This window comes from Jiangella ureilytica (assembly GCF_004348545.1).
Lineage (GTDB): Bacteria > Actinomycetota > Actinomycetes > Jiangellales > Jiangellaceae > Jiangella > Jiangella ureilytica.
Map to the genome: position 1 here is coordinate 112,072 of NZ_SMKL01000003.1, position 24,665 is coordinate 136,736.

Below are 24,665 nucleotides of genomic sequence, written 5' to 3' on the forward strand. Positions count from 1 at the left end.
GTCTCACTTCCAACGACGAAAGGACTCCCGCCATGACCATGCGCACACGGCGCTCACTCTCGATCTTCGCAGGAACCATCGCGCTGCTCACGGCCGCGGCCGCCTGCTCCTCCGACGACCCGGCGTCGCCGACCGGCGAGTCCGGTGCGACCGGCGGCGATCTGACCGTCGCCGGGCCGATTCCGATCGAGAACCTCGACCCTCACGGGGCGGCGAGCCTGGACGGCGGCACCCAGCTGGCGGCTCGGGCGATCTTCAGCCAGCTCGTCGTCAGCACCGGCCCGGGCGAGTTCGAGGGCGAGCTGGCGGAGTCGTGGGAGCCCAACGCCGACACGACCGAGTGGACCTTCACGCTGCGCGAGGGCGTCGAGTACTCCGACGGCACCGCGGTCACGGCCGCCGACGTCGTGGCGTCGTTCGAGCGGGTCCTGGCCGGCGAAGGTCCCCTGGCCGGCAACTTCGGGGGGTACACCGTCGCCGCACCCGACGAGTCGACCGTCGTCTTCACGTCCCCGACTCCGGACGCGGCGTTCCTCGGCAAGATCTCGTCGTTCTTCGTGACGCCGCAGGGTGCCGCGGAGGAGGGGTTCTTCCAGGATCCGATCGGGTCCGGCCCGTTCGTCGTGGAGTCGTTCGAGCCGGGAGCGTCGCTCCAGCTCGCGCCGAACCCGGGATACTGGGACGGCGAGCCGACGCTGGACACTCTGGAGTTCCAGTCGATCCCCGAGGTGGCGGCGCGCATGACGGCGCTGCAGACCGGCGAGGTCGACGTCACCTGGAGCATGCCCGACGACCAGATCGCGGCGCTGAAGTCCGACTCCGACCTGACCGTCGAGAACGTCCCGAGCCCCGGCGTCATCACGATGTGGATGAACAGCTCCACACCCGCCCTGCAGGACCCGGCGGTACGGCGGGCGCTGTGGCAGGCGGTCGACTTCGAGTCGATCATCGGATCGCTGTACCCGGAGACCGGATCGCCGGCGGACTCGGTCATCAGCCCCGCGGTCCTCGGGTACGCGCCGCAGGAGCCGGTGCCGTACGACCCGGAGGCGGCCAAGGCGGCACTGGACGCGGCCGGCTTCGACTACGAGAACACCGTGATCCGGTGGCAGTTCTCGCAGGCCAACTTCCGCAACCTCGTCGACGCGGTGGTCTCGGACCTGGCTGAGATCGGCGTCACCGTGGAGCCGCTGGAGAAGGAGCAGGCGGTCTTCCTCGAGGACCTGCTGGCGCTGAACTGGGACATGAACCTGCAGCAGCTCGGAACGCAGGGCTTCGACGCGGCGACCAACCTGGGCCGCCTCTACACGTGCGCGGCCAACCGCACCGGCTACTGCAACGAGCAGCTCGACCAGATCCTCGCCGAGGCCGGCTCGACGAGCGACACGGCACTGCGCGAGGAGCTGTACGCGCAGGCGACCGAGATCATCTGGAACGACGCCGTCGGCATGTACCCGATGTTCGTCGAGCAGCCGTACGCGTGGCGGACCAGCGTCGAGGGCTTCGAGCCCGTTCCCGACGGCCTGCCGTACTTCGACGAGGTCGCGGTCTCGGGTGACTGACCAGCACTCGCCCACCGCAGTGGCACCGGCGGCGGCCGGCCCGGCTCCGGCACCTGGAGCACCTCTGCTCCAGGTGGAGGACCTCGAGGTCGTGCTGCCGGCGGGTGCCGGTACCGGGACCGTCCTCGACCGGGTGTCCTTCGTGGTGGACGCCGGCAGCACGACCGGCCTCATCGGGGAGTCCGGGAGCGGCAAGACGATGAGCGCGATGTCCATCGTCGGCTTGCTGCCGCCCGGCGCCGAGACCGCCGGTCGCATCGCGTGGAAGTCCGAGGATCTCCTCACCGCGGCCGCGCGCCGAATCCGGCAGGTCCGCGGCCGGGAGATCGGTGTGATCTTCCAGGACCCGCTGGCCGCGCTGAACCCGATCGAGACCATCGGAAAGCAGGTCGGCGAGATCCTGCGGCGCGGCGGCATGCCGCGCCAGCAGGTCCGCGCCCGGGTGCTCGAACTGCTGGACCGCGTCGGGATCCCGGAGCCGGAGCAGCGCATCGACGTGTACCCGCACGAGCTGTCCGGCGGCATGCGCCAGCGCGTCATGATCGCGACAGCGCTGGCCGGCGAGCCGCAGCTGATCATCGCCGACGAGCCGACGACCGCACTCGACGTCACCACGCAGGCGCGCATCCTCCGGCTGCTGGCGGACCTGCGCGACCGCGAGGGTGTGGCCATGCTCCTGGTGAGCCACGATCTGCGGGTGATGGCGCACGTGGCCGACGTCGTGGTGGTCATGTACGCGGGCCGGGTCGCCGAACGGGGTCCGGCGCGTGAGGTGCTGGAGCATCCACGGCACCCGTACACCCGGGCGCTGGCCCACAACGTGCCGGCGGTCAGCACGAAGTCGGCGATCGCCGAGCCACTGCAGGGGGCCCCGGCCAACCCGTTCGACCGGCCCGCCGGATGCGCGTTCCATCCGCGCTGCCCGATGGCCCAGGACCGCTGCCGCACCGACGTGCCCGTCCTGCGCGAGGTCGAGCCCGGACGGTTCAGCGCGTGTCACTTCGCCGAAAGGGTGGAGTCGTGAGTTCGCCTGTGCTGCAGATCCGGGACCTGAGGGTCGCGTTCCCCGGACCCCGCCGGTCGCTGCGCGGTGGCCGGACGATCGTCCAGGCCGTCGCCGGCGTCGACCTGGAGGTCCGGGCCCGGGAGACGCTGGCCCTGGTCGGCGAGTCCGGATCGGGGAAGTCGACCGTCGCGCGCTGTGTGCTCGGGCTCGTCCGGCCGCAGGCGGGCACGATCAGCTACGAGGGCCGGACGCTCGGGCCCGTCGACAAGCGGCCCGCGGAGCTGCAGCGTGCCATCCAGATGGTGTTCCAGGACCCGGGCTCGTCGCTGAACCCGCGGATGACCGTCAGCGCGATCATCCGCGAGGCCTGGAAGGTCCATCCCGCCGTCGCGCCGAAGGGCGATCGCCGGCAGGCACTGCTGAACGTGCTCGCCGACGTCGGCCTCGACGCAGGCGTCGCCGACCGACGCCCGTCGGCGCTGTCCGGCGGCCAGCGCCAGCGGGTGAGCATCGCTCGGGCACTGGCACTGCGGCCGCGGCTGCTCGTGTGCGACGAGGCGGTGTCGGCCCTGGACGTGTCGGTGCAGTCGCAGATCCTGCGGCTCCTCGTCGACCTCCAGCGCAGCCATGACCTGTCGATCCTGTTCATCACCCACGACCTCGCGGTCGTGCGGCAGATCGCGGACCGGGTCGCGGTGATGAAGAGGGGCGAGCTGGTGGAGTGCACGACGGCCGGCCAACTGTTCACGGCGCCCGCCCATCCGTACACCCGAGGGCTGTTGAGTGCCGCCCATGACCTGGAAGGCACGAGGGCCGGGTTCGAGTACACACAGGAGCAGACCAGGTGAGTACAGACGCGAGCCTCCGCACCGACATCCTGATCGTCGGCGGAGGTGTGGGCGGGGTCGCGGCGGCTCTGGCGGCGCTGCGACGCGGGCGCTCGGTGACCGTGACGGAGGAGAGCGACTGGCTCGGCGGGCAACTCACCAGCCAGGCCGTCCCGCCGGACGAGCACCCGTGGATCGAGCAGTTCGGCTGCACCCGCTCGTATCGCGCGTTCCGCGACGGCGTGCGCGACTACTACCGCACCTGGTACCCGCTGACCGCGGCCGCGCACCGCCAGGCCGACCTGAACCCCGGTCTGGGCCGGGTCAGCCGCCTGTGCCACGAGCCGCGGGTCGCGCTGTCCGTGATCGAGGGCATGCTCGCCCCGTACCGATCCGCCGGCACCCTGCGGATCCTGACCGGCCACCGTCCCGTCGCCGCCCATACCGACGGCGACCGGGTCGGCGCCGTCACCGTCGCCGGCCGCGACGGCGTGGAGCGCACCGTCGAAGCGTCGTACGTCCTGGACGCCACCGAACTCGGCGACCTGCTGCCGCTGGCGGGGGTCGAGCACGGCATCGGCTTCGAGGCGCAGTCCGAGACCGGGGAACCGAGCGCCCCGAGCGAGGCGCAGCCGCTCAACCAGCAGGCCTTCTCGTGGGTGTTCGCGGTCGAGCATCTGGAGGGTGAGGACCACACGATCGACCGTCCTGACCAGTACGGGTTCTGGCGCGACTACCAGCCGGAATTCTGGCCGGACCGGCTGCTCGGCCTCACCGCCCCGGACCCGCGGACGCTGGAGCCGCTCACGCGCACGTTCGTGCCGCACGCTCCCGCCGGTCCGGTGGTGGCCGACCAGAGCAAGGACCCCGGCGACCGCGACCTGTGGCTGTTCCGCCGGATCCTCGCCCGGGAGCAGTACGAGCCCGGCTTCGTCGCGAGCGACATCACCGTCGTCAACTGGCCCATGATCGACTATCTGCCCGGCCCGCTGGCCGGCGTCTCCGACGACGAGCGCGCGAAGCACCTGGAGGGCGCCCGGCAGCTCTCGCTGAGCATGCTCTACTGGCTGCAGACCGAGGCGCCCCGTCCCGACGGCGGCGCCGGCTGGCCGGGTCTGCGGCTGCGGCCCGACGTCATGGGCACGACCGACGGCCTGGCCATGGCGCCGTACATCCGGGAGTCCCGCCGCATCAAGGCACACACCACCGTCGTCGAGCAGGACCTGTCGATGACCGTCCGCGGGGATGCCGGTGCCGTGCGGTACCCGGACTCCGTCGGCATCGGGATGTACCGGATCGACCTGCACCCGTCGACCGGCGGCGACAACTACATCGACGTGCCCAGCAGCCCGTTCCAGATCCCGCTCGGCGCCCTGCTGCCGATCCGGGTGCGCAACCTGATCGCCGCCGCGAAGAACCTCGGGACGACCCACATCACCAACGGCTGCTACCGCCTGCACCCGGTCGAATGGAACATCGGTGAGGCCGCGGGCGCCCTGGCCGCCCACTGCCTGGTCAACTCCCTCACCCCCGAGCAGGTACGCGGCGACGCCCGCCGGCTCGAGGGCTTCCAGAGCGAACTCGTCGCCGACGGGTTCGAGCTCGCCTGGCCCGAGGTCAAGGGCTACTGACGGTCCGCGGCATGCAGACCCACCGCACGAGAACCGGCTACTCCACCCAACGAAGGGACACAGCAGCATGGTCACACCCGTGAACAGGCGCCATCTCCTCCGCACCGCGGGCATCGCGGGGGTCGCCACGGCGACGCTGGGCGCGGTCGGCACGCAGGCGCAGGCAGCACCCGCCGTGGACGTCTCCGGTGCGACGACCCCGCAGGACTTCGGCGCCGTCGGTGACGGCGTCGCCGACGACACCGATGCCGTCCAGCAGGCCATCGACGCCCAGCAGGTCAAGCCGAACAAGATCGTCTACTTCCCGCCCGGCACCTACCGCATCACCCGCACGCTCGTGATCCCCGATGTGGAGAAGACGGAGGAGACCAACTTCAACCGGATCGTCCTCGCCGGCGCCGGGACCATGGGGTCGCGGACATCCATCATCGACGTCGACTTCAACGGCACGGGGATCCGGTGCGCCGCGCCCCTGGCGGCGTTCCGGGGCTTGGCCTTCGTCACCCCGGCGAGCCAGACGACCTCGGTGGCCATCAACACCACACGCGACGACACGCTGCCCGTTGGCGTTGCGAACACCGACGACATGGACGCGACCATCACCGAGTGCACCTTCATCGAGTTCTTCACAGCGGTGAAGCACGTCGGCCGCGGGCTGGTCTTCACCAACAACCTCGTCGCGGTCGGCGACGTGGGCCTCGACATCTCGTGGCCCACCGCAGGGGTCGCCGGAAGCAATGTCCACGTGCTGCCCTACGGGATGCGCAAGTGGTTGATCGAGGGCAACCACTTCCACAGCATGAGTTTCGCGATCACAACGACCGGCGCCGACGCGCACAACTTCCGTGGCGCGATCATCGCGAACAACGTTCTCGACATCGGCCGGCGGTTGTTCACCGGGGGCATCATCAACTCCACCTTCTCCGGCAACGTCGTCGAGAACGGCGCCACCAACGCCACCGACGCCGCGGTGATCTCGGTGAAGTCCGGTGGCTCGAACCTCACCTTCACCGGGAACGTCCTGGGCGGTGGCAACCCGGGTGGGGGCGCCCGGCCGCGACACGCCATCGAGTTCCGGCCGGAGGCGGCCGCGCGCAAGGTCACCATCACCGGCAACAGTTTCAACTGGGTCGACGGGTCGCCGGTCTACTTCGCCGGGGCGGCGTCGGAGGTCACGGTCTCGGCGAACTCGTTCGACAACTGGAACCTCGTCGCCGAGGAACGCTGGGCTGCCGTGCGCGTCAACGGCGACGCCACGGACCTGTCGGTGATCGGGAACGCCTTCGGAGCGAACTCCGTCGCCGGGGGCCCGCCGGTGCGGGTGATCGGGACGCTGAGCGGTTCCACCATCGTCGGGAACCTCTTCGACAACACCGCGGGCGTCGTCTACGCCGAGGCGATCGGCGACGAGAACTACATCGAGCGGCGCAGCGTCGGCGCCAACCAGCACGAGCTCACCGCTGCCAGGAACGGCGCCCTCGTGGTCCGGGCGACCGCTGCACCCGAACCCGGCACCGACGCGTACGGCAGCTTCGTCGCCGCCTCGGAACAGGCGACCGGTGCGGGCCCCGGGGTGAAGGGCGGTGTTCGCGTCGTCCCGGCCAACGCCTCCGGCGCGGCGGCGGTCGAACTGCTCTGCTCGACGAACGACACCAACGCCGTCGCGTCCATGCGGGTGGACATCAACGGCCTGATCCCGTCCGTCGACAACGCTCGCGACATCGGCTCTGCTGACCGGAAGGTCCGTACCGTCTACGCGCACAACCTGCAGCTCACCGTCGTCCCGGCCGCCGACCTGCCGGAGCCGGCCGCCGGAGCGGTCGCGCTGGTGCAGGACGGGTCCACCGGCGCCGGCGTGCTCGCCGTCGGGGACGGCACGACCTGGCGCCGCCTGCCGCTGGGCGGACCGCTCCGGAACTCCTGAGACGCGAAGGGATCGACACGTGAGGCTCGCCAGCTTTCTCGCCGAGGGCGTCGAACGGTGGGGATTCGTCATCGACGAGCCGGCGACCGGTCAGACGTGGGTGGTCGAACCCGCACGGGCCGAGGCCTTCCTCGTCCGGTACGCGTCGATCCCGTCCTCCGGCCTGGTCGCCAGTCGTCCCCGGTTCCTCGGGAACGACTGGCCGGCCACGCTCGTGGAGTTCCTCGCACTCGAGGACGACGGCATGGCGGCGTTGTCGCGGCTGACGGCGTACGTGGAGCGGTTCGTGGCACAGTCGGACGCGACGCTCCTGCCGAACGCCGGGCACGCGGTCGACGGCGTCGAGCTCCTGGCGCCGGTTCCCCGGCCGCGGCTCTACTGGGGACTGGTCGCGAACGCTCCGTCGTTCGTACGCAACAAGCCGGCCATCCCCGTCGTCAACCTGTTCCCGCTCGGGCACCAACGCCCCCAGGGTGCGGCGATCGGCCCGGGAGCGGCGGTCACCTTCCGCAACGGCCACCATCTGCCGCTCATGGCCTACAACGTCGAGCTGGGCGTGGTGATCGGCACGGCCGGCCGGTACATCCCGTTGGAGCGGGCCATGGAACATGTCGCCGGCTACACCGTGGTGAACGACGTGTCCGGCACCTATTACTACGACATCGTTCCCGGCAACGCCGGACGCGGCTACTCGCTGCCGGAGCGCTACAGCGACTGGCTCTACCAGGCGACCGCCTCGTGGGGCGGGAAGAAGGCCGACACGCTCGCCCCCATGGGCCCGTACCTCGTGACGAAGGACGAGGTCGGCGATCCGTACGACCTGCTGATGTACACGCGGCAGTCCGGACGCACGCGGGACCGGGCCCACAGCGGAGCGACGCTGCTCGGAATCGAGCGGGTGATCTCGTGGTACTCGTCCTTCGCTTCCCTGTATCCGGGCGACGTCATCCATTTCGCGACGATGGGGGTCGACGGGCTGCCGGTGTCCCCCGGCGACGCGGCCGACCCGCGGACGCTCCTCCAGGTCGAGATCGAGGACGTCGGCACGCTGGTGAACCCGGTGGTTCTGGCCGACGGCCCGGACCGCCCCGCCGTGCCCATGGCGTCACACCCGTCCTATGCGGTGCGCCAGGTCGCGGCCTCCGGCGCGTCGGTGCTCGAGTCGCCGCAGGCCTGGACGGCCGGGGCGGCCCGGCACTTCTACACGTCGTTCGGCAACCATGAGACCGCCGAGCAGTCCGACGGGCTCGCCCGGCTCGAGGTGCCGCGATTCCTCAACGGTCCCGCGAGCTCGTTGGGCGGTGGCGGTTCCGCGGTAGAGGTCCCGCCGCGCGCCACGGACCTCGTCGTGAGCATCGAGCTCGCCGTCGTGGTCCGTGCGCTGGCGGCCGAGGTGGAAGACGGCCGGGACCTCGTCCTCGGGTACGGACCCATGGTCTCGGTGTGCGACCGCTCGTTCGCCGACGCGGTCGTCGAGCCGGCCCGGACCGGTGAACGCGGCATCCCCGCCATGTACGGGCGGTGGGCCGACGGGTTCAACGTCGTCGGTGACGCGCTCGTCCCGCTGCCCGAGCACGACTGGCGCGGCCGCGCCATGTCCCTGGAGGTCGGTGACCGGGTGGTGAGCGGATCGACGTCGGACTACCTCGCCGGACCGGGCGACCTGATCAGGACCATCTCCGCCATGATCACGCTGTTTCCCGGCGACGTCATCACCCTGGGGTCGACCGCGGCCCGGCTCGTCCTCACCCGCGACGAGTACGACGCCGGCGTCGTCGTCCGAGGCGGGATCGAGGGCCTCGGCGAGATCCGCGCCGACCTCGTGCCGCACGGATCGGCGGGACTCGCATGACCACGACCGGGCGGCCCAACATCGTCCTGATCCACTGGCACGACGTCGGCACGCATCTCGGCGCGTACGGGCACAGCGACGTGCCCAGCCCTGCCGTCGACCGGCTGGCCGCCGAGGGTCTCCGCTTCGACCGGGCGTTCTGCACGACACCGCTCTGCAGCCCGGCCCGGGGGTCGTTGTTCACCGGCCGCTACCCGCACACGAACGGGCTGATGGGCCTGGTGAACCAGGGATGGGAGTACCGTCCGGGCGAGCGGACCGCCCCGTCGCTGCTGTCCGAGCTCGGCTACCGGAGCGCGCTCATCGGTCAGCAGCACGAGAGCCGCGACCCGTCCCGGCTGGGCTTCGACGAGGTGCATCCGTGGCCCGCGGGCGGGGCGCGGTGCGGCCCGGTGTCGGCGACGGCGGTGCAGTGGCTCGATGCCGCCCCGGCGGAGCCGTTCTTCCTGACGGTCGGCTTCTTCGAGACGCACCGCCCGTATCCGGCCGAGGAGTACCCGCCGGTGGACCCGGCGTCCGTCATTGTCCCGCCGTACCTGCCGGACAATCACCACACGCGGGAGGACCTGGCCGGCTTCCTCGGCTCTATCCGCGTGGCCGACGCCGCCACCGGCCGCGTCCTCGACGCCATCGACCGGGCCGGCCTTGCCGACTCCACCCTGGTCCTGTTCACCACCGACCACGGGATCGCGTACCCGCGGGCGAAGGGCACGTTGTACGACCCCGGCATCCGGGTGGCGTTCCTCGCCCGGCCACCGCGATCGTGGAACGTCGCGCCGGCGGTTCCGGACGGACTGCTCAGTCATGTGGACGTGCTGCCCACCCTGCTCGAGGTGGCCGGTGGCGAGGTCCCGCCGTTCGTCCATGGGCAGAGCTTCGCCGCCCTCCTTCGGGGCGAGCCCGGCCCGCGGCGCACCGAGATCTTCGCCGAGAAGAACTTCCACGACGAGTACGACCCGATCCGCGGCATCCGCACGGACCGGTACGCGTACATCCGCAACCTCGACCCGGGCACGCCGCCGCGGCTGTCAGGCGACATCGAACGCAGCCCGGTGCGGGCCGGCCTGGGTGCGGAGCACCTGCGGCCGCGCCCCGCCGAGGAGCTCTACGACCTCGGCGACGACCCGTGGGAGCTGCGCAATCTCGCCGACGACCGGTCGTACACCCAGGTGAAGGCCGGCCTCGCGGCGCGGCTCGAGGAGTGGATGACCGAGACGGACGACCCGGCGCTGGCCGGACCCGTGGCCGGCGCCGGCGCGACCCGCGCGCATCACGAGGACCCGGGGACACGATGAGCGACCAGCCGGCGACGCTGAGCCGGCCGAACATCGTCCTGGTGGTGATGGACGATCTCGGCTACGGCGACCTGAGCTGCATGGGCAACACGATCCTGCGCACGCCGCGGATCGACTCCGTGGCCGCCGACGGCATCACTCTGCGGCACATGTACGCGGCCTCGGCGGTGTGCACCCCGTCGCGTGCGGCGTTGTTGACTGGACGGTATCCGCAGCGGGTCGGGCTGCCGCGGGTCCTGACCCCGCGTGACGGCACCGGTTTGCCGGCATGGGAGTACACGCTGCCGGAAATGCTGCGCGACGCGGGCTACCGGACGGCGATGTTCGGCAAGTGGCACCTCGGGTGCCGGCCGGAGCACTATCCGACCCGGCACGGTTTCGACGAGTACGCCGGGCTGCTCTACAGCAACGACATGCATCCGGTCGAGCTGTTCGAGGGGGAGAAGATCTCCACTGCCGACGTCGACCAGGCGGCGTTGACCCGTGCCTACACCGATCAGGCCATCGACTTCGTCGAGCGGCAGGCCGGCCGGCCGTTCTTCGTCTACCTCGCACACACCATGCCGCACATCCCGCTGCACGTGGAGGATGAGTTCCGTGGGCGGTCGGCCGGCGGCAGGTACGGCGACGTCGTCGAGAGCCTGGACCACCACATCGGCCGCCTTCTCGACCGGCTCGACGACCTCGGCCTGTCCGACGACACGATCGTCATGATCACCAGCGACAACGGGCCGTGGTTCGAGGGCAGCACCGGCGGGCTGCGTGGTACCAAGCTGCACACCTACGAGGGCGGGATCCGGGTGCCGTTCGTCGCGCGGTGGCCGGGGCGGATTCCGGCCGGCGCGGTGTCGGACGAGCCGGTGTGCCTGTTCGACCTGCTCCCGACCCTCGCCGGCATGGCCGGCGCAGCGGTGCCGCAGGACCGGCCGATCGACGGCGTCGACGTGTCCGCCGTCCTCGCCGGCGGATCGCAGCCGCAGCCGCGTCCGTTGTTCTTCTTCCATTGGTGGACGCTCAACGCGGTTCGATACGGTCGGTGGAAGCTCCACCTCGACCGGTTCCCCCGCGACCCGAACCGGGCCCAGGGCAAGGAGCTGCCGCAGCTGTTCGACCTCGAGCTCGACCCCGCGGAGACCTACGACCTGCGCCACGGCCGTCTCGACGTCCTCGAGCACCTCACCGGCCTGGCCGCGCATGTCGAGAAGGAGATCGACGCTCAGCGTCTCAACGCCGAAGCCCGTGCGGCGGGCCGGGCGAGCGTGCGGTAGTCCGCTCACCCGGCCCGCTCAGCGACCCTCGTGCTCCCGTTCCCGGCGGGCCTTCGCCGCGCCACGACGCCGCTCGACACGGCCCAGCCATTCGTAGACCGCGTCATAACCCGCGATGCCGACCCCGACCAGGCCGAGGATCCCCGCGATCACCGCGATGGGAACCAGTTCCAGCGCCACGCACAGCGCGGACACGACCAGGAGCCCCACACCGATACCGAGACTCCACCTTCCGAGGCCACTCACGTCCCCACCGACTCTCCGGATCGCGCCACGAGGTCCATTGTCACGGACATCGTCACTGATCGGGGCTGAAGCGCACGGCATCGGCTCGCACGGTCCCGCCGCCGACGGCGAGGGTGACCGGCCTGCCCTGTTGACAGGCGACTCGACGATCAGTGGCATCGATCGGAGGAGCATTCCGACGACGGCCGGGACCGAGCGGGCGACATCGCAGGCGGGCGATCCGGGAGGCCGATGAGGTCGCGGAGCGCCGCCGGTGGGCGGCTCATGCGTGGCGTGCTCACATATGGCCCTCGGGCCGACCCATGACGTGCATGGGGACGGACCACGCAGGCAGGACGCACCGGCCCCGCATCCGGTGTCTTACCGCCACGAAGGTCCCTTGACATGCAGCTGAGCGGCTGCCTATTCTTCCATGACCGCAAAGGCAGCCGATTGGTTGCCTATCCGGCGACGAGCCGATGAGGAACCGCGATGGACGACGACGTGTTCAGGGCACTGGCCGACCCCAGCCGGCGGGCACTGCTGGACACCCTGAACCGCGACAACGGCCAGACCCTGCGTCAGCTGTGCGCGGGCTTGGACATGGCCCGTCAGTCGGTCAGCAAGCACCTCGCCGTCCTCGAACAGGCCGGCCTCGTGACCACCGAGAGACGCGGCCGCGAGAAGCACCACTTCCTCAACGCCGAGCCGATCAACGCGATCGCCGACCGCTGGATCAGCCGCTACCACCGCGGGCGCGTGCAAGCGCTCGCCGACCTCAAGACGGCATTGGAGGCCGCTCCCGTGAGCGACACCGAGTTCACCTACACCACCTACATCCGCACGACCCCCGAGACACTGTGGCGGGCGCTGACCGACCCGGCGTTCACCAGCCGCTACTGGGGCGCCACCTTCGACACCGACTGGACGACGGGCGCGCCGATGGTCTGGCACGAGGGCGGCGCGACGATCGCCGACGACGAGCAGCGGGTGCTCGAGGCGGAGCCCCACCGGCGGCTCTCCTACACCTGGCACACGTTCACGCCGGAGTTCGCCGCCGCGCACGACTTCGACCCGGCAGAGGTCGCGGAGTGGGCGAAGGAGCAGCGGTCCAAGGTCACCTTCACCATCGAGCCGGTGGGCGACATGGTCAAGCTGACGGTGGTCCACGACGGCTTCCCCTCCGGCAGTCAGGTGCTGAAGGGGATCACGGAGGGCTGGCCCGCGCTCATCGCCAGCCTGAAGACGCTGCTCGAGACCGGCGAGCCGCTTCCGGACGCCTGAGCGGGCCGCCTTGTGTTCCGGCGCCGCGGCAAGCACGATGTGCCCCGATGACCGAAGTGATGACCGAACCGAAGCACGTCACCATCGTGCAGCTCAACGAGGCCGCACTGACGGCGCTCGCCGACGGCGACATCGTCGCCGCCAACCAGGAGTCGCCCGTCGAGCTGACGCCCTACTGCGCGGGCTCGCACTGGAGCAGCGTGTGGCGCCGGCGCAGCGAGCAGGTCGCGACCGACCCCGCCAGCGCCGCCTGGATCACCGGCATCGTGTGGGACGACGACCGCCGGCTCGTCGTCGGGCGCGCCGGCTTCCACGGCCCGCCCGACGGCGACGGGCGGGTCGAGGTGGGCTACGCCATCGACCCCGCTCACCGCCGCCGCGGGTACGCGCGCGCCGCCCTGGAGCTGATGCTCGACCGCGCCGCCCGCGACCCGCGGGTGCGGGTCGTCCGGGCCACCGTCAGCCCCACCAACCTGGCCTCGCGCAACCTCGTCCGGCAGTACGGGTTCGTCGAGGTCGGCGAGCAGTGGGACGACGAGGACGGTGTCGAGACGATCTACGAGCTCACGCCTGGCGGGGCGCGTACATGATGATCGCGACGCCGATCAGGCAGACCAGCGCGCCGACGACGTCGTAGCGGTCCGGCCGGAACCCGTCGGCGATCATCGCCCAGGCCAGCGATCCGGCCACGAACACGCCGCCGTAGGCCGCGAGGATGCGGCCGAAGTGGGGGTCCGGCTGCAGCGTCGCCACGAACCCGTACAGCCCGAGCGCGACCACGCCCGCGCCGGCCCACAGCAGGCCGCGATGCTCGCGTACGCCCTGCCAGACCAGCCAGGCGCCGCCGATCTCCGCGACGGCGGCGAGCACGAACAGGGCGATCGAGCGGACGACGGTCATGGCCGCCACCCTAGGACCCGCGCCGGCCGCTCGCGGCGGTGTTGTCGGTGGTGACCCGTACGCTGCCGCCATGCCCATCCAGCTGATCAATCCGGCCGGTCTCCCCGTGCCGCAGGCGTACTCCCAGGTCGTCGTCGCCACCGGCTCGCGCCACGTCGTCGTCGCAGGTCAGGTGCCGGTCGACGACGGCGGCAGCCTGGTCGGTCCCGGCGACCTCGCCGCCCAGACCGAGCAGGCCCTCCGCAACGTGGCGACGGCACTGGCCGCGGCCGGCGCCACCTTCGCCGACGTCGTCCGGCTCGGCATCTTCGTGGTCGGCTACGACGAGACCAGCCTCGAGCAAGTCGGCGCCGGCATCGGCCGCGCCGGCGACGTCCTCGTGCGCACCGACGGCCCGCCGGCCGCCACCCTCGTCGGCGTCGCGGCGCTGGCGTTCCCCGGCCAGCTCATCGAGATCGAGGCGACCGCCGTGCTGCCCTGAGCGGCGCTAGAGTGGGCCGCAGAGGCCGGTGCAGCCCGCCGCTTGCGCCCGTACGGGACGGTGAATCGCACTGAGGTGACCCGTTCGGTCCCCTGATCTCCTGGTGGACACGGCCGGCAACGCAAGCACCGGACACGTCGTTCACCATGATCATGGAGGATCGACATGCGCACGTTCCGCGACGCCAAGACCATGGCGAGAGCACTGCGCACCGAACTGGCCGAACGCCGCGGCGTCGAGCTCACGCACAGCGAGTGCCTCGAGATCGTGTCGCGGCAGTTCGGCTTCGACGACTGGAACGTGCTGTCCGCCAAGACCACCGAGCTCGCAGAGATCGACGGCGACGGCTCGGCGGGCGTCTGGAGCGCCCGGTCGTCGACCATCCCGGTCCTGCGCATCTTCTCCGTCGAGAAGGCACGCGAGTTCTACGTCGACTTCCTCGGCTTCGTCATGGACTTCGGCGGGCCCAGCAGCGGCGGCGACTCGCCGTTCTACGGCCAGGTCTCGCGCGCCCGCACGTCGCTGCAGCTCACCGAGGCCGAGTACGACCCCTACCCGGGCGCGACGGTGCACATCTGGCTCGACGGCGTCCACGCCCTGCACGACGAGCTGAACGAGCGCCGCCAGACGGTGAAGGTCTGGAGCCCGGCGGTGGGGCTCCGGAGCCCGAGGAGGCGCCGTGGGGCCTGGTCATGACCATCGCCGACCCGTTCGGCAACACCCTCCGGTTCACCGAGCCCCACGAGCCCGGCGAGAAGGCGGCGCTGCAGCGCTGGTCCCCCGCCGGTCGCTGACCGCTCGGCCGGCCGCCGGCCGGTCCGGCGCTGGGCCCGGCGGATCTCGGACAGATCGGAGGCCGCGGCCTCCGCATCGAGGGAGCGCCGCGCCGCCTCCATGCGCTCCGGCGTCGTCGAGCGACTCGCCCGGGCGTCCTCCCGGCGCACCCGCCTCGGCTCACTGTCCATCGCCGCCTCCTTTCCCGCGGGGCCGGCCAGCCACTCGTCGCATCTGAGACGGCCCGGGGCACGGCGCTCCGATGCCACCGCGACCACTGGCCGGCCTCGTCGCGCGCCACCGGCAGCACCGCCGGTCTCGATGGATCGAACTCTGCCTCGAAGCGGTAGCCCTGGAATGTGCCCGGACGACTCAGCGGGCCGACGAGCCGGTTGCCCGGCGGCGGGGCCGCTACGATTCGGGCGCATGGCGGACCTCAACGCGGAGGAGTTCGAGCGCCGGCTGCGGGAGCATCAGTCCGACGAGGAGCGGCGCAAGTTCGAGCGCTACTTCAAGACCGGCGCCGACCGGTTCATCGGCGTGCGTATGGGCACGGTGTTCGAGCTGGCCAAGGAGTTCATCGACCTGCCGCCGGCGGAGCTGGACCGGCTGCTCGACTCCGACGTCCACGAGGTGCGCGCCGGCGCCCTGAGCGTCATGGACAAGCAGGCCCGCCGCAAGCTCACCCCACCCGGCCGCCGCCAGGAGCTGTACGAGCTCTACCTGCGCCGGCACGACCGCATCGACAACTGGGACCTCGTCGACCTCGGCGCGATCCATGTCGTGGGCGGGTACCTGGCGGACAAGCCGCGCGACGTGCTGTACGAGCTGGCGCGGTCGCCGCACTGGTGGGAGCGGCGGACGGCCATCACGGCGACGGCGTACTTCATCCGGTCCGGCGAGGTCGACGAGACCTTCCGCATCGCGGAGCTGCTGCTCGACGACCCCGAGGACCTGGTCCACAAGGGCGTCGGCGGCTGGCTGCGGGCCGCCGGCGACAAGGAGCCCGACCGGCTGCGCGCCTTCCTCGACCAGCACGCCGCCGCGATGCCGCGCGTCATGCTCCGCTACGCGATCGAGCACCTCGACCCGGCGGAGCGCGAGCACTACCGGGCGCTGCGCTAGCGCCGCCGGACGACGACGAGACGACCGATGCCCCTGAACCGGACCTGGACCGACCCCGCCGTCGCCCGCCTGGCCGGGGACACCGGCGCCGACGCGATGACCAGTCCGCGGGTCCGCGCCCTGCTCGCCTTCCCGTCCGGCGTGCACCCGTACGCGAAGTGGCACGGCGCCCACTGGCGGCTGGTCGAGCTGGCCGACCTCGGCGTGACGCCGCCGCCCCGCGAGCTGGAGCGCGCCGTCAACAGCGTCCTCGACTGGCTCACCGGCCCGGGCCACGACGCCGCCGTCGTGCGGTTCCGCGGCCGGTACCGGGTGCACGCCTCGCAGGAGGGCAACGCGCTCTACGCCTGCTCGCGGCTGGGCCTGGCCGGCGACTCGCGGGTCGCCCTGCTGGCCGGGCGTCTGCTCGCCTGGCAGTGGCCCGACGGCGGCTGGAACTGCGACCGTCACCCCGACGCGCACCGCTCGTCCTTCCACGAGACGGTGACGCCGGCACTCGGCCTGGCCGCCTTCGCCGCCGCCACCGGGAACGGCGACGCGCGCGATGCCGCCCGCCGCGCGGCGGAACTGCTCCTCGAGCACCACCTGTTCCGCCGGCTCGACGACGGCGCCGTCATCCACCCGTCGTGGCTGCGGCTGCATTACCCGCCCTACTGGCACTACGACATCGGCCAGGGTTTGCGGCTGCTCCACGAGCTCGGCCTGCTCGCCGATCCGCGCGCGGCCGACGCGATGGACGTGCTGCGACGGGCGCGGCGGCGCGACGGCCGGTTCACGGGCCCGACGTGGTCGAGCGCGCGCCAGCCGCCCGCCGCCGACTGGGGCCGCGGCGCGGACAACGAGATGCTCAACCTCCGCGCCGAGACCATCCTCGCCGCGGCCGACGCCGCGGCTACGACCAGGGATGCCCGGTGATGCGCTCGTACATCTCGATGTACACGGTGCGGGTCCGCTCGACGACGTCGTCGGGGATGGCCGGGCCGGGCGGGGTCTTGTCCCAGGTGCCGAGATCCTGCGCCCAGTCGCGCACCACCTGTTTGTCGTAGGAGACCTGCCGGCCGCCGGGCGCCCACTGAGCCGCCTGCCAGAACCGCGACGAGTCCGGTGTGAGCACCTCGTCGGCCAGCACCAGGCCGCCGTCGGCATCGAGCCCGAACTCGAGCTTCGTGTCGACGAGCAGCACGCCGCGCTGCTCCATGAGCTCCGCCGCCCGCCGGTACACCGTCAGCGTCGTCCCACGCAGTGCCGACGCCGTCGGCGCTCCGGCCAGCGCCACCACCTCGTCATACGTCATCGGTTCGTCGTGGCCCAGCTCGGGCGGCGTCTTCGTCGTCGGGGTGAAGATCGGCTCCGGCAGCCGCGACCCCTCCAGCAGCCCCTCCGGCAGGGAGACCCCGGACACCGTGCCGGTCTGCTGGTACGACGTCCAGCCGGACCCGGCGAGGTAGCCGCGCGCGACGCACTCGACGGGCACGATCTCGACCTGCTTGCAGCGGATGGCCCGGCCGCGCCACTCGTCCGGCACGTCCTCGGCGGAGATGACGTGGTTCGGCACGACGTCGGCGAGCTGCTCGAACCACCACAGCGACAGCGCTGTGAGCACCTTCCCCTTGTCCGGGACGGGCGTCGGAAGGACGACGTCGTAGACGGACACGCGGTCCGACGCGACCAGGATCAGCTCGCCGGGCCGGTCGGAGTAGACGTCGCGGACCTTGCCCTTGTGGAGTAGCTGCACCCGGCCGTTCTAGCACACCGCCCCAATCGGGAACCCGAGGCCGCCGGGCGGTGTAGGAAGGGTGCCACGACGACGGACGGACCAGCCATAGCCGACACCGACGAGGCCGACCAGGCCGCCATCGCCCGCGTGCGCGCCGGGGACCGTGACGCGTACGCCGTCGTCGTGCGCCGCTACGCCGCCGACGCGCGCCGGCTCGCCGTCCTCGCGGGCGCCGGGCCCGATGCCGACGACGTCGTGCAGGTCGCGTTCGTCAAGGCGTACCGGACTCTCGGCTCGTTCCGCGACGGCGCGCCGTTCCGGCCGTGGCTGCTGCGCATCGTGCTCAACGAAGCGCGCAACGCGACCCGGTCGGCCCGGCGGTACCGGGCGGCGGCCGGCCGCTCGTCGGTGCTCGACGCGGCGGCCCTGACGGCGGTGGCCGACGACCCGGCGACGTCGGCGCTGTCGGCGGAGCGGCGCGCCGAGCTGGTCGCCGCCGTGCGGGCGCTGCCCGAGCCGCAGCAGCGGGTCGTCGTCTGCCGATACCTGCTCGACCTCGACGAGGAGGAGACGGCGACGGTGCTCGGCTGGCCGCGCGGCACGGTGAAGTCGCGGCTGTACCGGGCGTTGCGCCGCCTCCGCGCCGGGCTCGAGCCGGCGCCCGGCACCGTTCAGGAGGTGGACCATGGATGACGCCCTCGACCGCGAGCTGCGCGCTCTCGGTGCGACGCTCGGCACCGCGCTCGACGACCGCGGCCCCGCACCCGGAGCCGTCGCGGCGGCGGTCCTGCTGCGACTGGACGCCGAGCCGGCCGGGGCCACGCGCGCACCGGCGCGGCCGTCCCTGCGCCGCCGGCTCGCCGTCGCCACCGTCGCCGCGGTCGTCGCGCTCGGTCTGACGCCCCCGGTGCGGGCCGCCGTCGGGGAGTGGCTCGGCATCGGCGCCGTCGCGGTGCGGCCCGGGCCGCCGGAGCCGTCGTCCGGCGCTCCCCCGGCGGCGTCCGCGGGAATCTCGCTCGACGCCGCCGCGGAGCTGGCCGGGCTCACCCCCGTGGTCCCGCCCGTCCTCGGCCCGCCCGACGGCGTCGAGGTGTCGGCCGACCGCCGGGTCCTGTCGCTGAGCTGGGGCGACGGGGACTCCACCGTCCGCCTCGACCAGTTCGCCGATCCGGTCTCGCCGGTCTATGTGAAGACGGCGGTCGTCGGCACGACGGCGACACCGATCACCGTCGGCGGCCGCGAGGCCTGGTGGTTCGGCGCGCCGCACGACCTCGTGCTCGTGGCGCCCGACGGGAGCGAGCGGACCGAGACCGCGCGTGTCGCCGGCCCGACCCTGGTGTGGCTCGACGACGACGGTGTCACGTTCCGGCTCGAGGGGGCCGATCGTGCGCGCGCCGCCGAGATCGCCGAATCGGCGTTGGGAACCGGCTGAGCGCGGCCGGTGTAGAGCAGGCACCGACCGTCCACACGTCCTGGAGCCGTCATGCGTCTCGCCCGCCCGGCCGCCCTGTTCGCAGCCGCCGCCTTCGCCGCCGGCACCCTGCTGTCCGCCTCCGCGCCCGCGTCGGCGGGCGGTCCCACCAGCGTGCTGCTGGTGTCGCCGTCGACCGGCCGGACGGAGGCCCTGCACGCCTCGAACGCGGCCTACACGACGCTGATGAGCCAGCTCGTCGTCGAGCCGGTGCCGGCCGAGGGGCCCGGCTTCGAGCCGGGCATCGGCGGCGACCAGGTCGTCGTCACCTGGATGGTCCACGACATCCAGCCCTGGCGGGTCGACCGCATCACGTTCGACGACGAGGGCCGGCCGGAGTGGATCAACACCGTGCAGTCGATGGGCGCCCAACTCCAGTTCGAGGACCAGGGTGTCTGGCACCGGCCCACTGACGTCGGGGTGCTGCACGATCTGCTGGCCGACCTGGGGCTCGTCGGCCGGACCGGCCTGCAGCCGGTCGAGGAGAGCGCCGACGCCGAGGCCGAGTCCGCTGACGCCGCGGCCCCCGCCGCGGCCCCGCCCGGCGACGGCGGGGCCGCCGGTGCGGCCCTGTGGGCGCTGCCGGCGCTCGCCGCCGGCGGTGCGGCCGGCGTGCTCGGCGACCGCTGGCTGCGGCGCCGGCGCGACGGCCGCGACGGCGGGCGCTGGCAGCTGGTCGACGTCCCCGGCTCGACGACCTGACCTGCGCGGCGCTACCAGCGCCGGCGCACCGTGCCCTTCTGCCCGGCGACCAGGCTCGCCGCCGGCACGTCGTCGGCCACGATGGTTCCGGCCGCGATCACGGCGTCGCGGCCGATGCTGACACCGGGCAGGATCGTCGCGCCGGCGCCGATCCACACGTTCTCGGCCACGTCGATGGGCGCGCCGCTGAGGTACTGGCGGCGCCCGTCGGGATCGACGGGGTGACCCATGGTGATGAACGTGGCCTTCGGGCCGACCATCACGCCCTCGCCCAGCCGAATGCCCGCGTAGTCGAGGAACGTGCAGCCCTGGTTGATGAAGACCCGCTCGGCCAGGTCGAGGCGCAGGCCGTGATCGGTGTAGAAGGGCGGGTAGATCGTCACCCGCTCCGGCAGCGGACGGCCCAGGAGCTGCTCGAACAGCGCGGCCTTGCCCGCCTCGTCGTCGAACGGGAGGACGTTGAGGCGCGAGGTCAGCTCGGTGGCCCGCAACACCCGCTCGCTCATCGCTCTGAACTCGGCTCCGAGTACGCGCTCTCCCCTGGCTTGGAGCTCGGGATCGTGGATCGGCATGAAGCGGTCGTCGGTCATCGGCCGATTCTCTCCTCAGCCCTCCGCCACCCGCCGCTGCGCCGCGCCCAGGCAGCGAAGCAGGAACGCCCGTTCCGCGTCGTTGCCGCAGAGCTCGACCGCCCGCCGGTAGGCCGGGATCGCGTCGGCCGGGCGGCCGAGCCGGTCGAGCAGCCGGCCGCGGGCGGCGTGCAGCGGGTGGAAGCGATCGAGCGCGCCGCCGGCCGCGAGCTCGTCGAGCAGCCCGAGCCCGGCCGCGGGACCGTGCGCCATGGCGATCGCCACCGCCCGGTTGAGGTCGACGATCGGCGAGGGCGCCGTGGCCCGCAGCACGTCGTACAGCCCGACGATCTGCGTCCAGTCGGTGGCGTCGGCCGTGGGCGCCTCGTCGTGGACCGCCGCGATGGCGGCCTGCAGCGCGTACGGCCCGGGCGGGCGGTGGCGCAGCGCCTCGAGCACCAGCGTCCGCCCTTCGACGATGCGGCCCTGGTCCCAGCGCGACCGGTCCTGGTCCTCGAGCAGCACGAGGTCGCCGCCGGCGTCGACCCGGGCCTCGCGCCGGGCGTCGACCAGCAGCAGGAGCGCCAGCAGACCGGTGACCTCGGCCTCGGCCGGGAGCAGCCGGTGCAGGATGCGGGCCAGCCGGATCGCCTCGTCGGCCAGTTCGGGACGGATCAGCGCGGCGCCGTTGCTGGCGGCGTAGGCCTCGGTGAAGACGACGTAGACGACGCTGAGCACCGCAGGCAGCCTGCCCGGCAGCTCCGTCGCCGACGGAACGCGGTACGGGATGCCGGCCTTGCCGATCTTCTGCTTGGCCCGGACCAGCCGCTGCGCCATGGTCCCCTCGGGCACCAGGAACGCCCGCGCGACCTGCGCCGTCGACAGTCCGGCCAGGTACCGCAGCGTCAGCGCCACCCGCGCCTCGGCGCTCAGCGCGGGGTGGCAGCAGGTGAAGAACAGCCGCAGGCTGTCGTCGCCGATGACGTCGGCGCCCGCATCGACGCCGGCCGACGCCGGCTCACTCAGCCGGGCGACCTCGTCGCGCTCGGCCTCGACCTTGAGCACGGCCAGCTTGGCCGCGTAGTTCTGCCGCCGGCGCAGGATGTCGACGGCGCGCCGTCGCGCGGTGGTGAGCAGCCACGCGCCCGGCTTGTCGGGGACGCCGTCGACCGGCCAGCGCTCAACGGCGGCCGCGATGGCATCGGCGGCCACCTCTTCGGCCAGGTCGAAGTCGCCGACCCAGCGGACGAGCGTGGCGAGCAGCCGGCCCCACTCCTCGCGGAAGACCGCTTCGGCGGGGCCGGCCGCCCACCCGCTCACCGTGTCAGCCCTGGTCGAAGACCGTGATGGGGCGTACCTCCATGGACCCGTACCGCGCGCCGGGGCACTTGGCGGCCCAGTCGAGCGCGGTGTCGAGGTCGGGGACGTCGACCAGGTAGTAGCCGCCGAGCACCTCGCGGGTCTCGGCGAACGGCCCGTCGGTGACGACGCGCTCGCCGTCCTTCAGCCGCAGTGTGGTGGCCGTGTGTGTCGGCTCGAGGGCGTTGCCGTCGACGTAGACGCCGGACTTGCGGATGGCTTCGTCGTACGCGAACCACTCGGCCATCTCGGCGTCGAGCTGGTCCTGCGGCGGCGCCTCGCCACCGGCCGGCTCGCTGTAGATCAAGAGCAGATACTGCATCTCGCTCCTCCCCCTTCGAGAGTCGCCACGGGCGGCCCGATGCCGCCCACACCATGACGACGAACGGTTCCTGCCCCCATATACAACACCCGGGTCCGGCAGGGGGGAGACGTTCTCAGCCGGGGATCCCGTGCAGCATCAGCCCGTACCGGCGCAGACCCGCGAGCAGCTGGTCGGGCGAGCCGAGCTGCTCGAGGTGGTGCACTCCGGGATCGACCCGACCCTCGTGCAGCGCGCCGACGACCTCGGCGACGACGGCGGCCGTGGCCCGGCACTCGCCCCGCCCGGTGGCGGCCGCGCTGACCCGCCGTCCGTCGCGGTCGGCGGCCTCGGCCTGGACGGCGAACCGGTCTGTGCCGAGCCGGGTACGGGAGAGTACGGCGTCGAGCACGCGACGCCGGCGCGCACCCTGGAAGCGGGCGAAGAACCCGGCCGACCGAAGGCCGAACACGAGGCGGGTCATCAGCTCGGACTCGAACCGCAGCCGCGTGGTGGTGGGGACACCGAGGGTCCGGGTCAGCGTGACCTGGTCGGAGAACGGGAACGGATACGCCGTGACCGGTCCGGTCCCGGCCAGCCGGACCCGCCGCGCCCCGCTGCCCGCCCTCGGCCCGGCCTCGCTCCGCCCGGCGACGAGGTTGTCGACCGTCCAGCGCAGCGAGTCCGCACCATGGTCGCCGTTGAGCCCCAGCGACACGGTGATGTCGACGGCGGTCGCGCCCGGTAACCGGTCGACGCAGTACCTGGCCAGCAGGTTGGTGACGCCCGGTGCGAGGCCGACGCTCAGCACGGCACCAGCCCAGTGCCGCCTCGCGAGCGGGTCGAGCCGCTCGATCGAGGCCAGGACCTCGGCGGACGCGCTCACGTCGACGTAGTGGATCCCGCGGGTCAGGCACATCCTCGCGACCACGGGGTTCGCCGTCTCGACGGCCATGACGACCACCCGGGCCGCGGCGATCGCCGGGATCACCTCGTCGGGATGGTCGACCCGGACCCGCCGCGGCACCAGGGCGCCGCCGTACCGGCTCGCGAGTGCCGCGGCGCGGTCGCCGTCGCGGCCTGCGACGACCACCCGGCCGGGGATGCGCGCGGCCAGCAGGTCGGCCACCTCACGCGCGACGGCGCCGTAGCCGCCGAGGATCACGACGGCGCCACGGTCGCGTCGTCGGCCCGTCACCGCCTGCTCCCCGCCGACGTCCTGACGGCCGTCAGTGCGATGACCACCACGCCGAGCCCGGCGGCTGCGGCGGCGACCAGGTAGACGGAGGCTGTCCCGCCCAGCTCGGCCAGCCGGCCGGCCGCCGCGGTCCCCAGCCCGTAGCCGGTCCACATGAACGTGTTCAGCCAGCCGAAGGTCTCGGTGCGCCGGTCCGGCGGTGCGGTCTCGCCGAGCACGAGCTGGGTGACCGTGTCGCGGGCGCCGCTCGCCACCCCGAGCAGCAGGAAGACCGCCGCCAGGACCACCACGCCGCCGGCCAGCCACCCGGCCAGCCCGGCCAGCACCAGCCCGGCGGACACGGCATGCAGCGCAGCCAGGTGCAGAAGCCGCCCGCCGCGCCAGCCGCGGGCGCCGTACCCGAGACCGCCGGCGATCTCGCCGGCCGCCAGCAGCGCGATCAGTGTCGCGGTCCAAGCCGCGTCCGCCGCCGCAGCCGCCGCACCGATCTCCAGGGCGCCGTACACGAACGTGTCGAGCGCGACGACGCCCAGGAGCACTCGTACCCGGCCGATCGCGAGCGGCCCGAGCCGGGAGCCCGTCCGAGCGGTGGCCTCCGGCTCCGCCGTCCCGACGAGCGGGCTGGTGGCCAGCAGCAGGTCGCCGGCGATCTTCCCCGCCGCCGCCACCACCACGGCGGCCAGCGGCGAGATGCCCGCCGCCAGGATCCCGGCGAGCAGCGGCCCGGCCACGAACATGGCCGAGTTCATCGCCGAGTCGAAGGCGTACGCGGTGGGCAGGTGCTCGCCTGGGACGAGTCTGGGCCAGAGGGCCCTGGTCACCGGCCCCGCGGGCGGCGTCGTCAACCCGACGACCGCCGCGGCGGCGACGAGCACGATCACCGGCGCTCGGTGGACCAGCGAGGCCAGCAGCCACGTGTGCGCCGCGGCATGCACGACGGTGCCTGCCAGCAACAGCCGCCGGCCGCCGATGATGTCGGCGACGCGGCCCATGACCGGGCCGCCGGCGGCGACGCCCAGGGCGTGCGCACCGAGCGCCAGGCCGGCCGGGCCGGCCGATGCCTCGTGGTCGAGCACGGTGAGGAGCAGGGCCAACGCCAGCATCGCGATGGCGAGCCGTCCGATGGCGGCGGCCACGACCAGACGTGCGACACCGGGCAGGCCGAGCAGCCGGCGATACGCGTGCATGCGATCC

Annotated in this window: 25 protein-coding genes; 17 read left to right on the forward strand and 8 right to left on the reverse strand. The window is 72.6% G+C overall.

All coding sequences use genetic code 11. From position 1 onward, the window contains the following. The first annotated feature begins 32 nt into the window (after nucleotides 1-32). The 8 genes from E1212_RS02330 (at nucleotide 33) to E1212_RS02365 (ending at nucleotide 11,365) form a co-directional block, all read left to right on the forward strand. Nucleotides 33-1,562 (forward strand): ABC transporter substrate-binding protein, encoded by a 1,530-nt coding sequence (locus E1212_RS02330; protein WP_131978513.1) that lies wholly within the window; start codon nucleotides 33-35, stop codon nucleotides 1,560-1,562. Beyond that, nucleotides 1,555-2,586, forward strand: coding sequence for an ABC transporter ATP-binding protein (locus tag E1212_RS02335; protein WP_203416225.1), 1,032 nt, complete (start codon nucleotides 1,555-1,557; stop codon nucleotides 2,584-2,586). The genes E1212_RS02330 and E1212_RS02335 overlap by 8 nt, the downstream gene beginning before the upstream one ends. Then, on the forward strand, nucleotides 2,583-3,416 hold the full coding sequence (locus tag E1212_RS02340) for an ATP-binding cassette domain-containing protein (RefSeq protein WP_203416227.1): 834 nt from the start codon (nucleotides 2,583-2,585) through the stop codon (nucleotides 3,414-3,416). Before E1212_RS02335 ends, E1212_RS02340 begins: the two co-directional genes overlap by 4 nt. After that, nucleotides 3,413-5,026: an FAD-dependent oxidoreductase gene (locus E1212_RS02345; protein WP_131978519.1), complete on the forward strand. Its 1,614-nt coding sequence runs from the start codon at nucleotides 3,413-3,415 to the stop codon at nucleotides 5,024-5,026. Before E1212_RS02340 ends, E1212_RS02345 begins: the two co-directional genes overlap by 4 nt. 79 nt (nucleotides 5,027-5,105) lie before the next feature. Continuing rightward, the gene (locus tag E1212_RS29865; RefSeq protein WP_203416229.1) at nucleotides 5,106-6,950 is read left to right on the forward strand and encodes a glycosyl hydrolase family 28-related protein; all 1,845 of its coding nucleotides are present in this window, start codon (nucleotides 5,106-5,108) and stop codon (nucleotides 6,948-6,950) included. Nucleotides 6,951-6,969: 19 nt separating this feature from the next. After that, a complete protein-coding gene (locus tag E1212_RS02355) occupies nucleotides 6,970-8,802 on the forward strand; it encodes a fumarylacetoacetate hydrolase family protein (protein WP_131978522.1) in 1,833 nt (610 codons plus the stop codon). Further along, a complete protein-coding gene (locus E1212_RS02360) occupies nucleotides 8,799-10,097 on the forward strand; it encodes a sulfatase family protein (RefSeq protein WP_131978525.1) in 1,299 nt (432 codons plus the stop codon). Before E1212_RS02355 ends, E1212_RS02360 begins: the two co-directional genes overlap by 4 nt. Continuing rightward, a complete protein-coding gene (locus E1212_RS02365) occupies nucleotides 10,094-11,365 on the forward strand; it encodes a sulfatase family protein (protein ID WP_131978528.1) in 1,272 nt (423 codons plus the stop codon). Before E1212_RS02360 ends, E1212_RS02365 begins: the two co-directional genes overlap by 4 nt. A gap of 18 nt (nucleotides 11,366-11,383) precedes the next feature. Here the strand turns inward: E1212_RS02365 and E1212_RS02370 are convergent, their stop codons facing one another. Further along, on the reverse strand, nucleotides 11,384-11,575 hold the full coding sequence (locus E1212_RS02370; RefSeq protein WP_203416231.1) for a hypothetical protein: 192 nt from the start codon (nucleotides 11,573-11,575) through the stop codon (nucleotides 11,384-11,386). Between the two features lie 507 nt (nucleotides 11,576-12,082). Between E1212_RS02370 and E1212_RS02375 the strand changes: the two genes are divergently transcribed. Both E1212_RS02375 and E1212_RS02380 read left to right on the forward strand, forming a co-directional pair. Then, entirely contained in the window at nucleotides 12,083-12,874 is a 792-nt protein-coding gene (locus E1212_RS02375; RefSeq protein ID WP_131978534.1) for an ArsR/SmtB family transcription factor, read from the forward strand. Between the two features lie 47 nt (nucleotides 12,875-12,921). Next, nucleotides 12,922-13,464: a GNAT family N-acetyltransferase gene (locus E1212_RS02380; protein ID WP_203416233.1), complete on the forward strand. Its 543-nt coding sequence runs from the start codon at nucleotides 12,922-12,924 to the stop codon at nucleotides 13,462-13,464. Here the strand turns inward: E1212_RS02380 and E1212_RS02385 are convergent. After that, entirely contained in the window at nucleotides 13,439-13,774 is a 336-nt protein-coding gene (locus E1212_RS02385) for a YnfA family protein (protein WP_131978540.1), read from the reverse strand. The genes E1212_RS02380 and E1212_RS02385 overlap by 26 nt on opposite strands. 70 nt (nucleotides 13,775-13,844) lie before the next feature. Between E1212_RS02385 and E1212_RS02390 the strand changes: the two genes are divergently transcribed. The 4 genes from E1212_RS02390 (at nucleotide 13,845) to E1212_RS02405 (ending at nucleotide 17,069) form a co-directional block, all read left to right on the forward strand. Beyond that, on the forward strand, nucleotides 13,845-14,255 hold the full coding sequence (locus E1212_RS02390; RefSeq protein ID WP_131978543.1) for a RidA family protein: 411 nt from the start codon (nucleotides 13,845-13,847) through the stop codon (nucleotides 14,253-14,255). A gap of 165 nt (nucleotides 14,256-14,420) precedes the next feature. Continuing rightward, complete coding sequence (locus E1212_RS02395) at nucleotides 14,421-14,951, forward strand: glyoxalase superfamily protein (protein WP_203416235.1); 531 nt, start codon at nucleotides 14,421-14,423, stop codon at nucleotides 14,949-14,951. A gap of 504 nt (nucleotides 14,952-15,455) precedes the next feature. After that, the gene (locus tag E1212_RS02400; RefSeq protein WP_131978545.1) at nucleotides 15,456-16,154 is read left to right on the forward strand and encodes a DNA alkylation repair protein; all 699 of its coding nucleotides are present in this window, start codon (nucleotides 15,456-15,458) and stop codon (nucleotides 16,152-16,154) included. 27 nt (nucleotides 16,155-16,181) lie between these two features. After that, a complete protein-coding gene (locus E1212_RS02405; RefSeq protein WP_131978548.1) occupies nucleotides 16,182-17,069 on the forward strand; it encodes a hypothetical protein in 888 nt (295 codons plus the stop codon). On the opposite strand, the gene E1212_RS02410 is transcribed toward E1212_RS02405, so the two are convergent. After that, entirely contained in the window at nucleotides 17,047-17,889 is an 843-nt protein-coding gene (locus E1212_RS02410; protein ID WP_131978551.1) for a phosphoribosylaminoimidazolesuccinocarboxamide synthase, read from the reverse strand. The genes E1212_RS02405 and E1212_RS02410 overlap by 23 nt on opposite strands. A gap of 129 nt (nucleotides 17,890-18,018) precedes the next feature. Here E1212_RS02410 and E1212_RS02415 point away from each other — a divergent pair, with 129 nt between their 5' ends. The 3 genes from E1212_RS02415 to E1212_RS02425 are packed head-to-tail and all read left to right on the forward strand — an operon-like array spanning nucleotide 18,019 to nucleotide 20,044. Next, the gene (locus tag E1212_RS02415; RefSeq protein ID WP_203416237.1) at nucleotides 18,019-18,564 is read left to right on the forward strand and encodes an RNA polymerase sigma factor; all 546 of its coding nucleotides are present in this window, start codon (nucleotides 18,019-18,021) and stop codon (nucleotides 18,562-18,564) included. After that, nucleotides 18,557-19,303, forward strand: coding sequence for a hypothetical protein (locus E1212_RS02420; protein WP_131978557.1), 747 nt, complete (start codon nucleotides 18,557-18,559; stop codon nucleotides 19,301-19,303). The genes E1212_RS02415 and E1212_RS02420 overlap by 8 nt, the downstream gene beginning before the upstream one ends. A 51-nt stretch (nucleotides 19,304-19,354) precedes the next feature. After that, a complete protein-coding gene (locus tag E1212_RS02425; RefSeq protein WP_131978560.1) occupies nucleotides 19,355-20,044 on the forward strand; it encodes a hypothetical protein in 690 nt (229 codons plus the stop codon). Between the two features lie 11 nt (nucleotides 20,045-20,055). Here E1212_RS02425 and E1212_RS02430 read toward each other — a convergent pair whose 3' ends face one another. From E1212_RS02430 to E1212_RS02450, 5 genes are all read right to left on the reverse strand, one after another. Next, nucleotides 20,056-20,634 carry a sugar O-acetyltransferase gene (locus E1212_RS02430; RefSeq protein WP_203416239.1) on the reverse strand — a complete coding sequence of 193 codons (579 nt, stop codon included), beginning with the start codon at nucleotides 20,632-20,634 and terminating at the stop codon, nucleotides 20,056-20,058. Between the two features lie 15 nt (nucleotides 20,635-20,649). Then, nucleotides 20,650-21,933, reverse strand: a complete 1,284-nt coding sequence (locus E1212_RS02435) for an RNA polymerase sigma factor (RefSeq protein WP_131978563.1) — start codon at nucleotides 21,931-21,933, stop codon at nucleotides 20,650-20,652. 4 nt (nucleotides 21,934-21,937) lie between these two features. Beyond that, on the reverse strand, nucleotides 21,938-22,294 hold the full coding sequence (locus E1212_RS02440) for a YciI family protein (protein ID WP_131978566.1): 357 nt from the start codon (nucleotides 22,292-22,294) through the stop codon (nucleotides 21,938-21,940). A 115-nt stretch (nucleotides 22,295-22,409) separates the two neighbouring features. Then, a complete protein-coding gene (locus tag E1212_RS02445; RefSeq protein ID WP_162605263.1) occupies nucleotides 22,410-23,471 on the reverse strand; it encodes a saccharopine dehydrogenase NADP-binding domain-containing protein in 1,062 nt (353 codons plus the stop codon). Next, the gene (locus tag E1212_RS02450) at nucleotides 23,468-24,658 is read right to left on the reverse strand and encodes an MFS transporter (RefSeq protein ID WP_131978572.1); all 1,191 of its coding nucleotides are present in this window, start codon (nucleotides 24,656-24,658) and stop codon (nucleotides 23,468-23,470) included. The genes E1212_RS02445 and E1212_RS02450 overlap by 4 nt, the downstream gene beginning before the upstream one ends. Nucleotides 24,659-24,665 lie beyond the last annotated feature (7 nt).

Bases quoted from the DNA above. Each gene is read 5' to 3' on its own strand.
- E1212_RS02330 (WP_131978513.1), top strand. From the start codon at position 33: ATGACCATGCGCACACGGCGCTCACTCTCGATCTTCGCAGGAACCATC.
- E1212_RS02360 (WP_131978525.1), top strand. From the start codon at position 8,799: ATGACCACGACCGGGCGGCCCAACATCGTCCTGATCCACTGGCACGAC.
- E1212_RS02365 (WP_131978528.1), top strand. From the start codon at position 10,094: ATGAGCGACCAGCCGGCGACGCTGAGCCGGCCGAACATCGTCCTGGTG.
- E1212_RS02375 (WP_131978534.1), top strand. From the start codon at position 12,083: ATGGACGACGACGTGTTCAGGGCACTGGCCGACCCCAGCCGGCGGGCA.
- E1212_RS02380 (WP_203416233.1), top strand. From the start codon at position 12,922: ATGACCGAAGTGATGACCGAACCGAAGCACGTCACCATCGTGCAGCTC.
- E1212_RS02385 (WP_131978540.1), bottom strand. From the start codon at position 13,774: ATGACCGTCGTCCGCTCGATCGCCCTGTTCGTGCTCGCCGCCGTCGCG.
- E1212_RS02390 (WP_131978543.1), top strand. From the start codon at position 13,845: ATGCCCATCCAGCTGATCAATCCGGCCGGTCTCCCCGTGCCGCAGGCG.
- E1212_RS02395 (WP_203416235.1), top strand. From the start codon at position 14,421: ATGCGCACGTTCCGCGACGCCAAGACCATGGCGAGAGCACTGCGCACC.
- E1212_RS02400 (WP_131978545.1), top strand. From the start codon at position 15,456: ATGGCGGACCTCAACGCGGAGGAGTTCGAGCGCCGGCTGCGGGAGCAT.
- E1212_RS02405 (WP_131978548.1), top strand. From the start codon at position 16,182: ATGCCCCTGAACCGGACCTGGACCGACCCCGCCGTCGCCCGCCTGGCC.
- E1212_RS02420 (WP_131978557.1), top strand. From the start codon at position 18,557: ATGGATGACGCCCTCGACCGCGAGCTGCGCGCTCTCGGTGCGACGCTC.
- E1212_RS02425 (WP_131978560.1), top strand. From the start codon at position 19,355: ATGCGTCTCGCCCGCCCGGCCGCCCTGTTCGCAGCCGCCGCCTTCGCC.
- E1212_RS02430 (WP_203416239.1), bottom strand. From the start codon at position 20,634: ATGACCGACGACCGCTTCATGCCGATCCACGATCCCGAGCTCCAAGCC.
- E1212_RS02440 (WP_131978566.1), bottom strand. From the start codon at position 22,294: ATGCAGTATCTGCTCTTGATCTACAGCGAGCCGGCCGGTGGCGAGGCG.
- E1212_RS02450 (WP_131978572.1), bottom strand. From the start codon at position 24,658: ATGCACGCGTATCGCCGGCTGCTCGGCCTGCCCGGTGTCGCACGTCTG.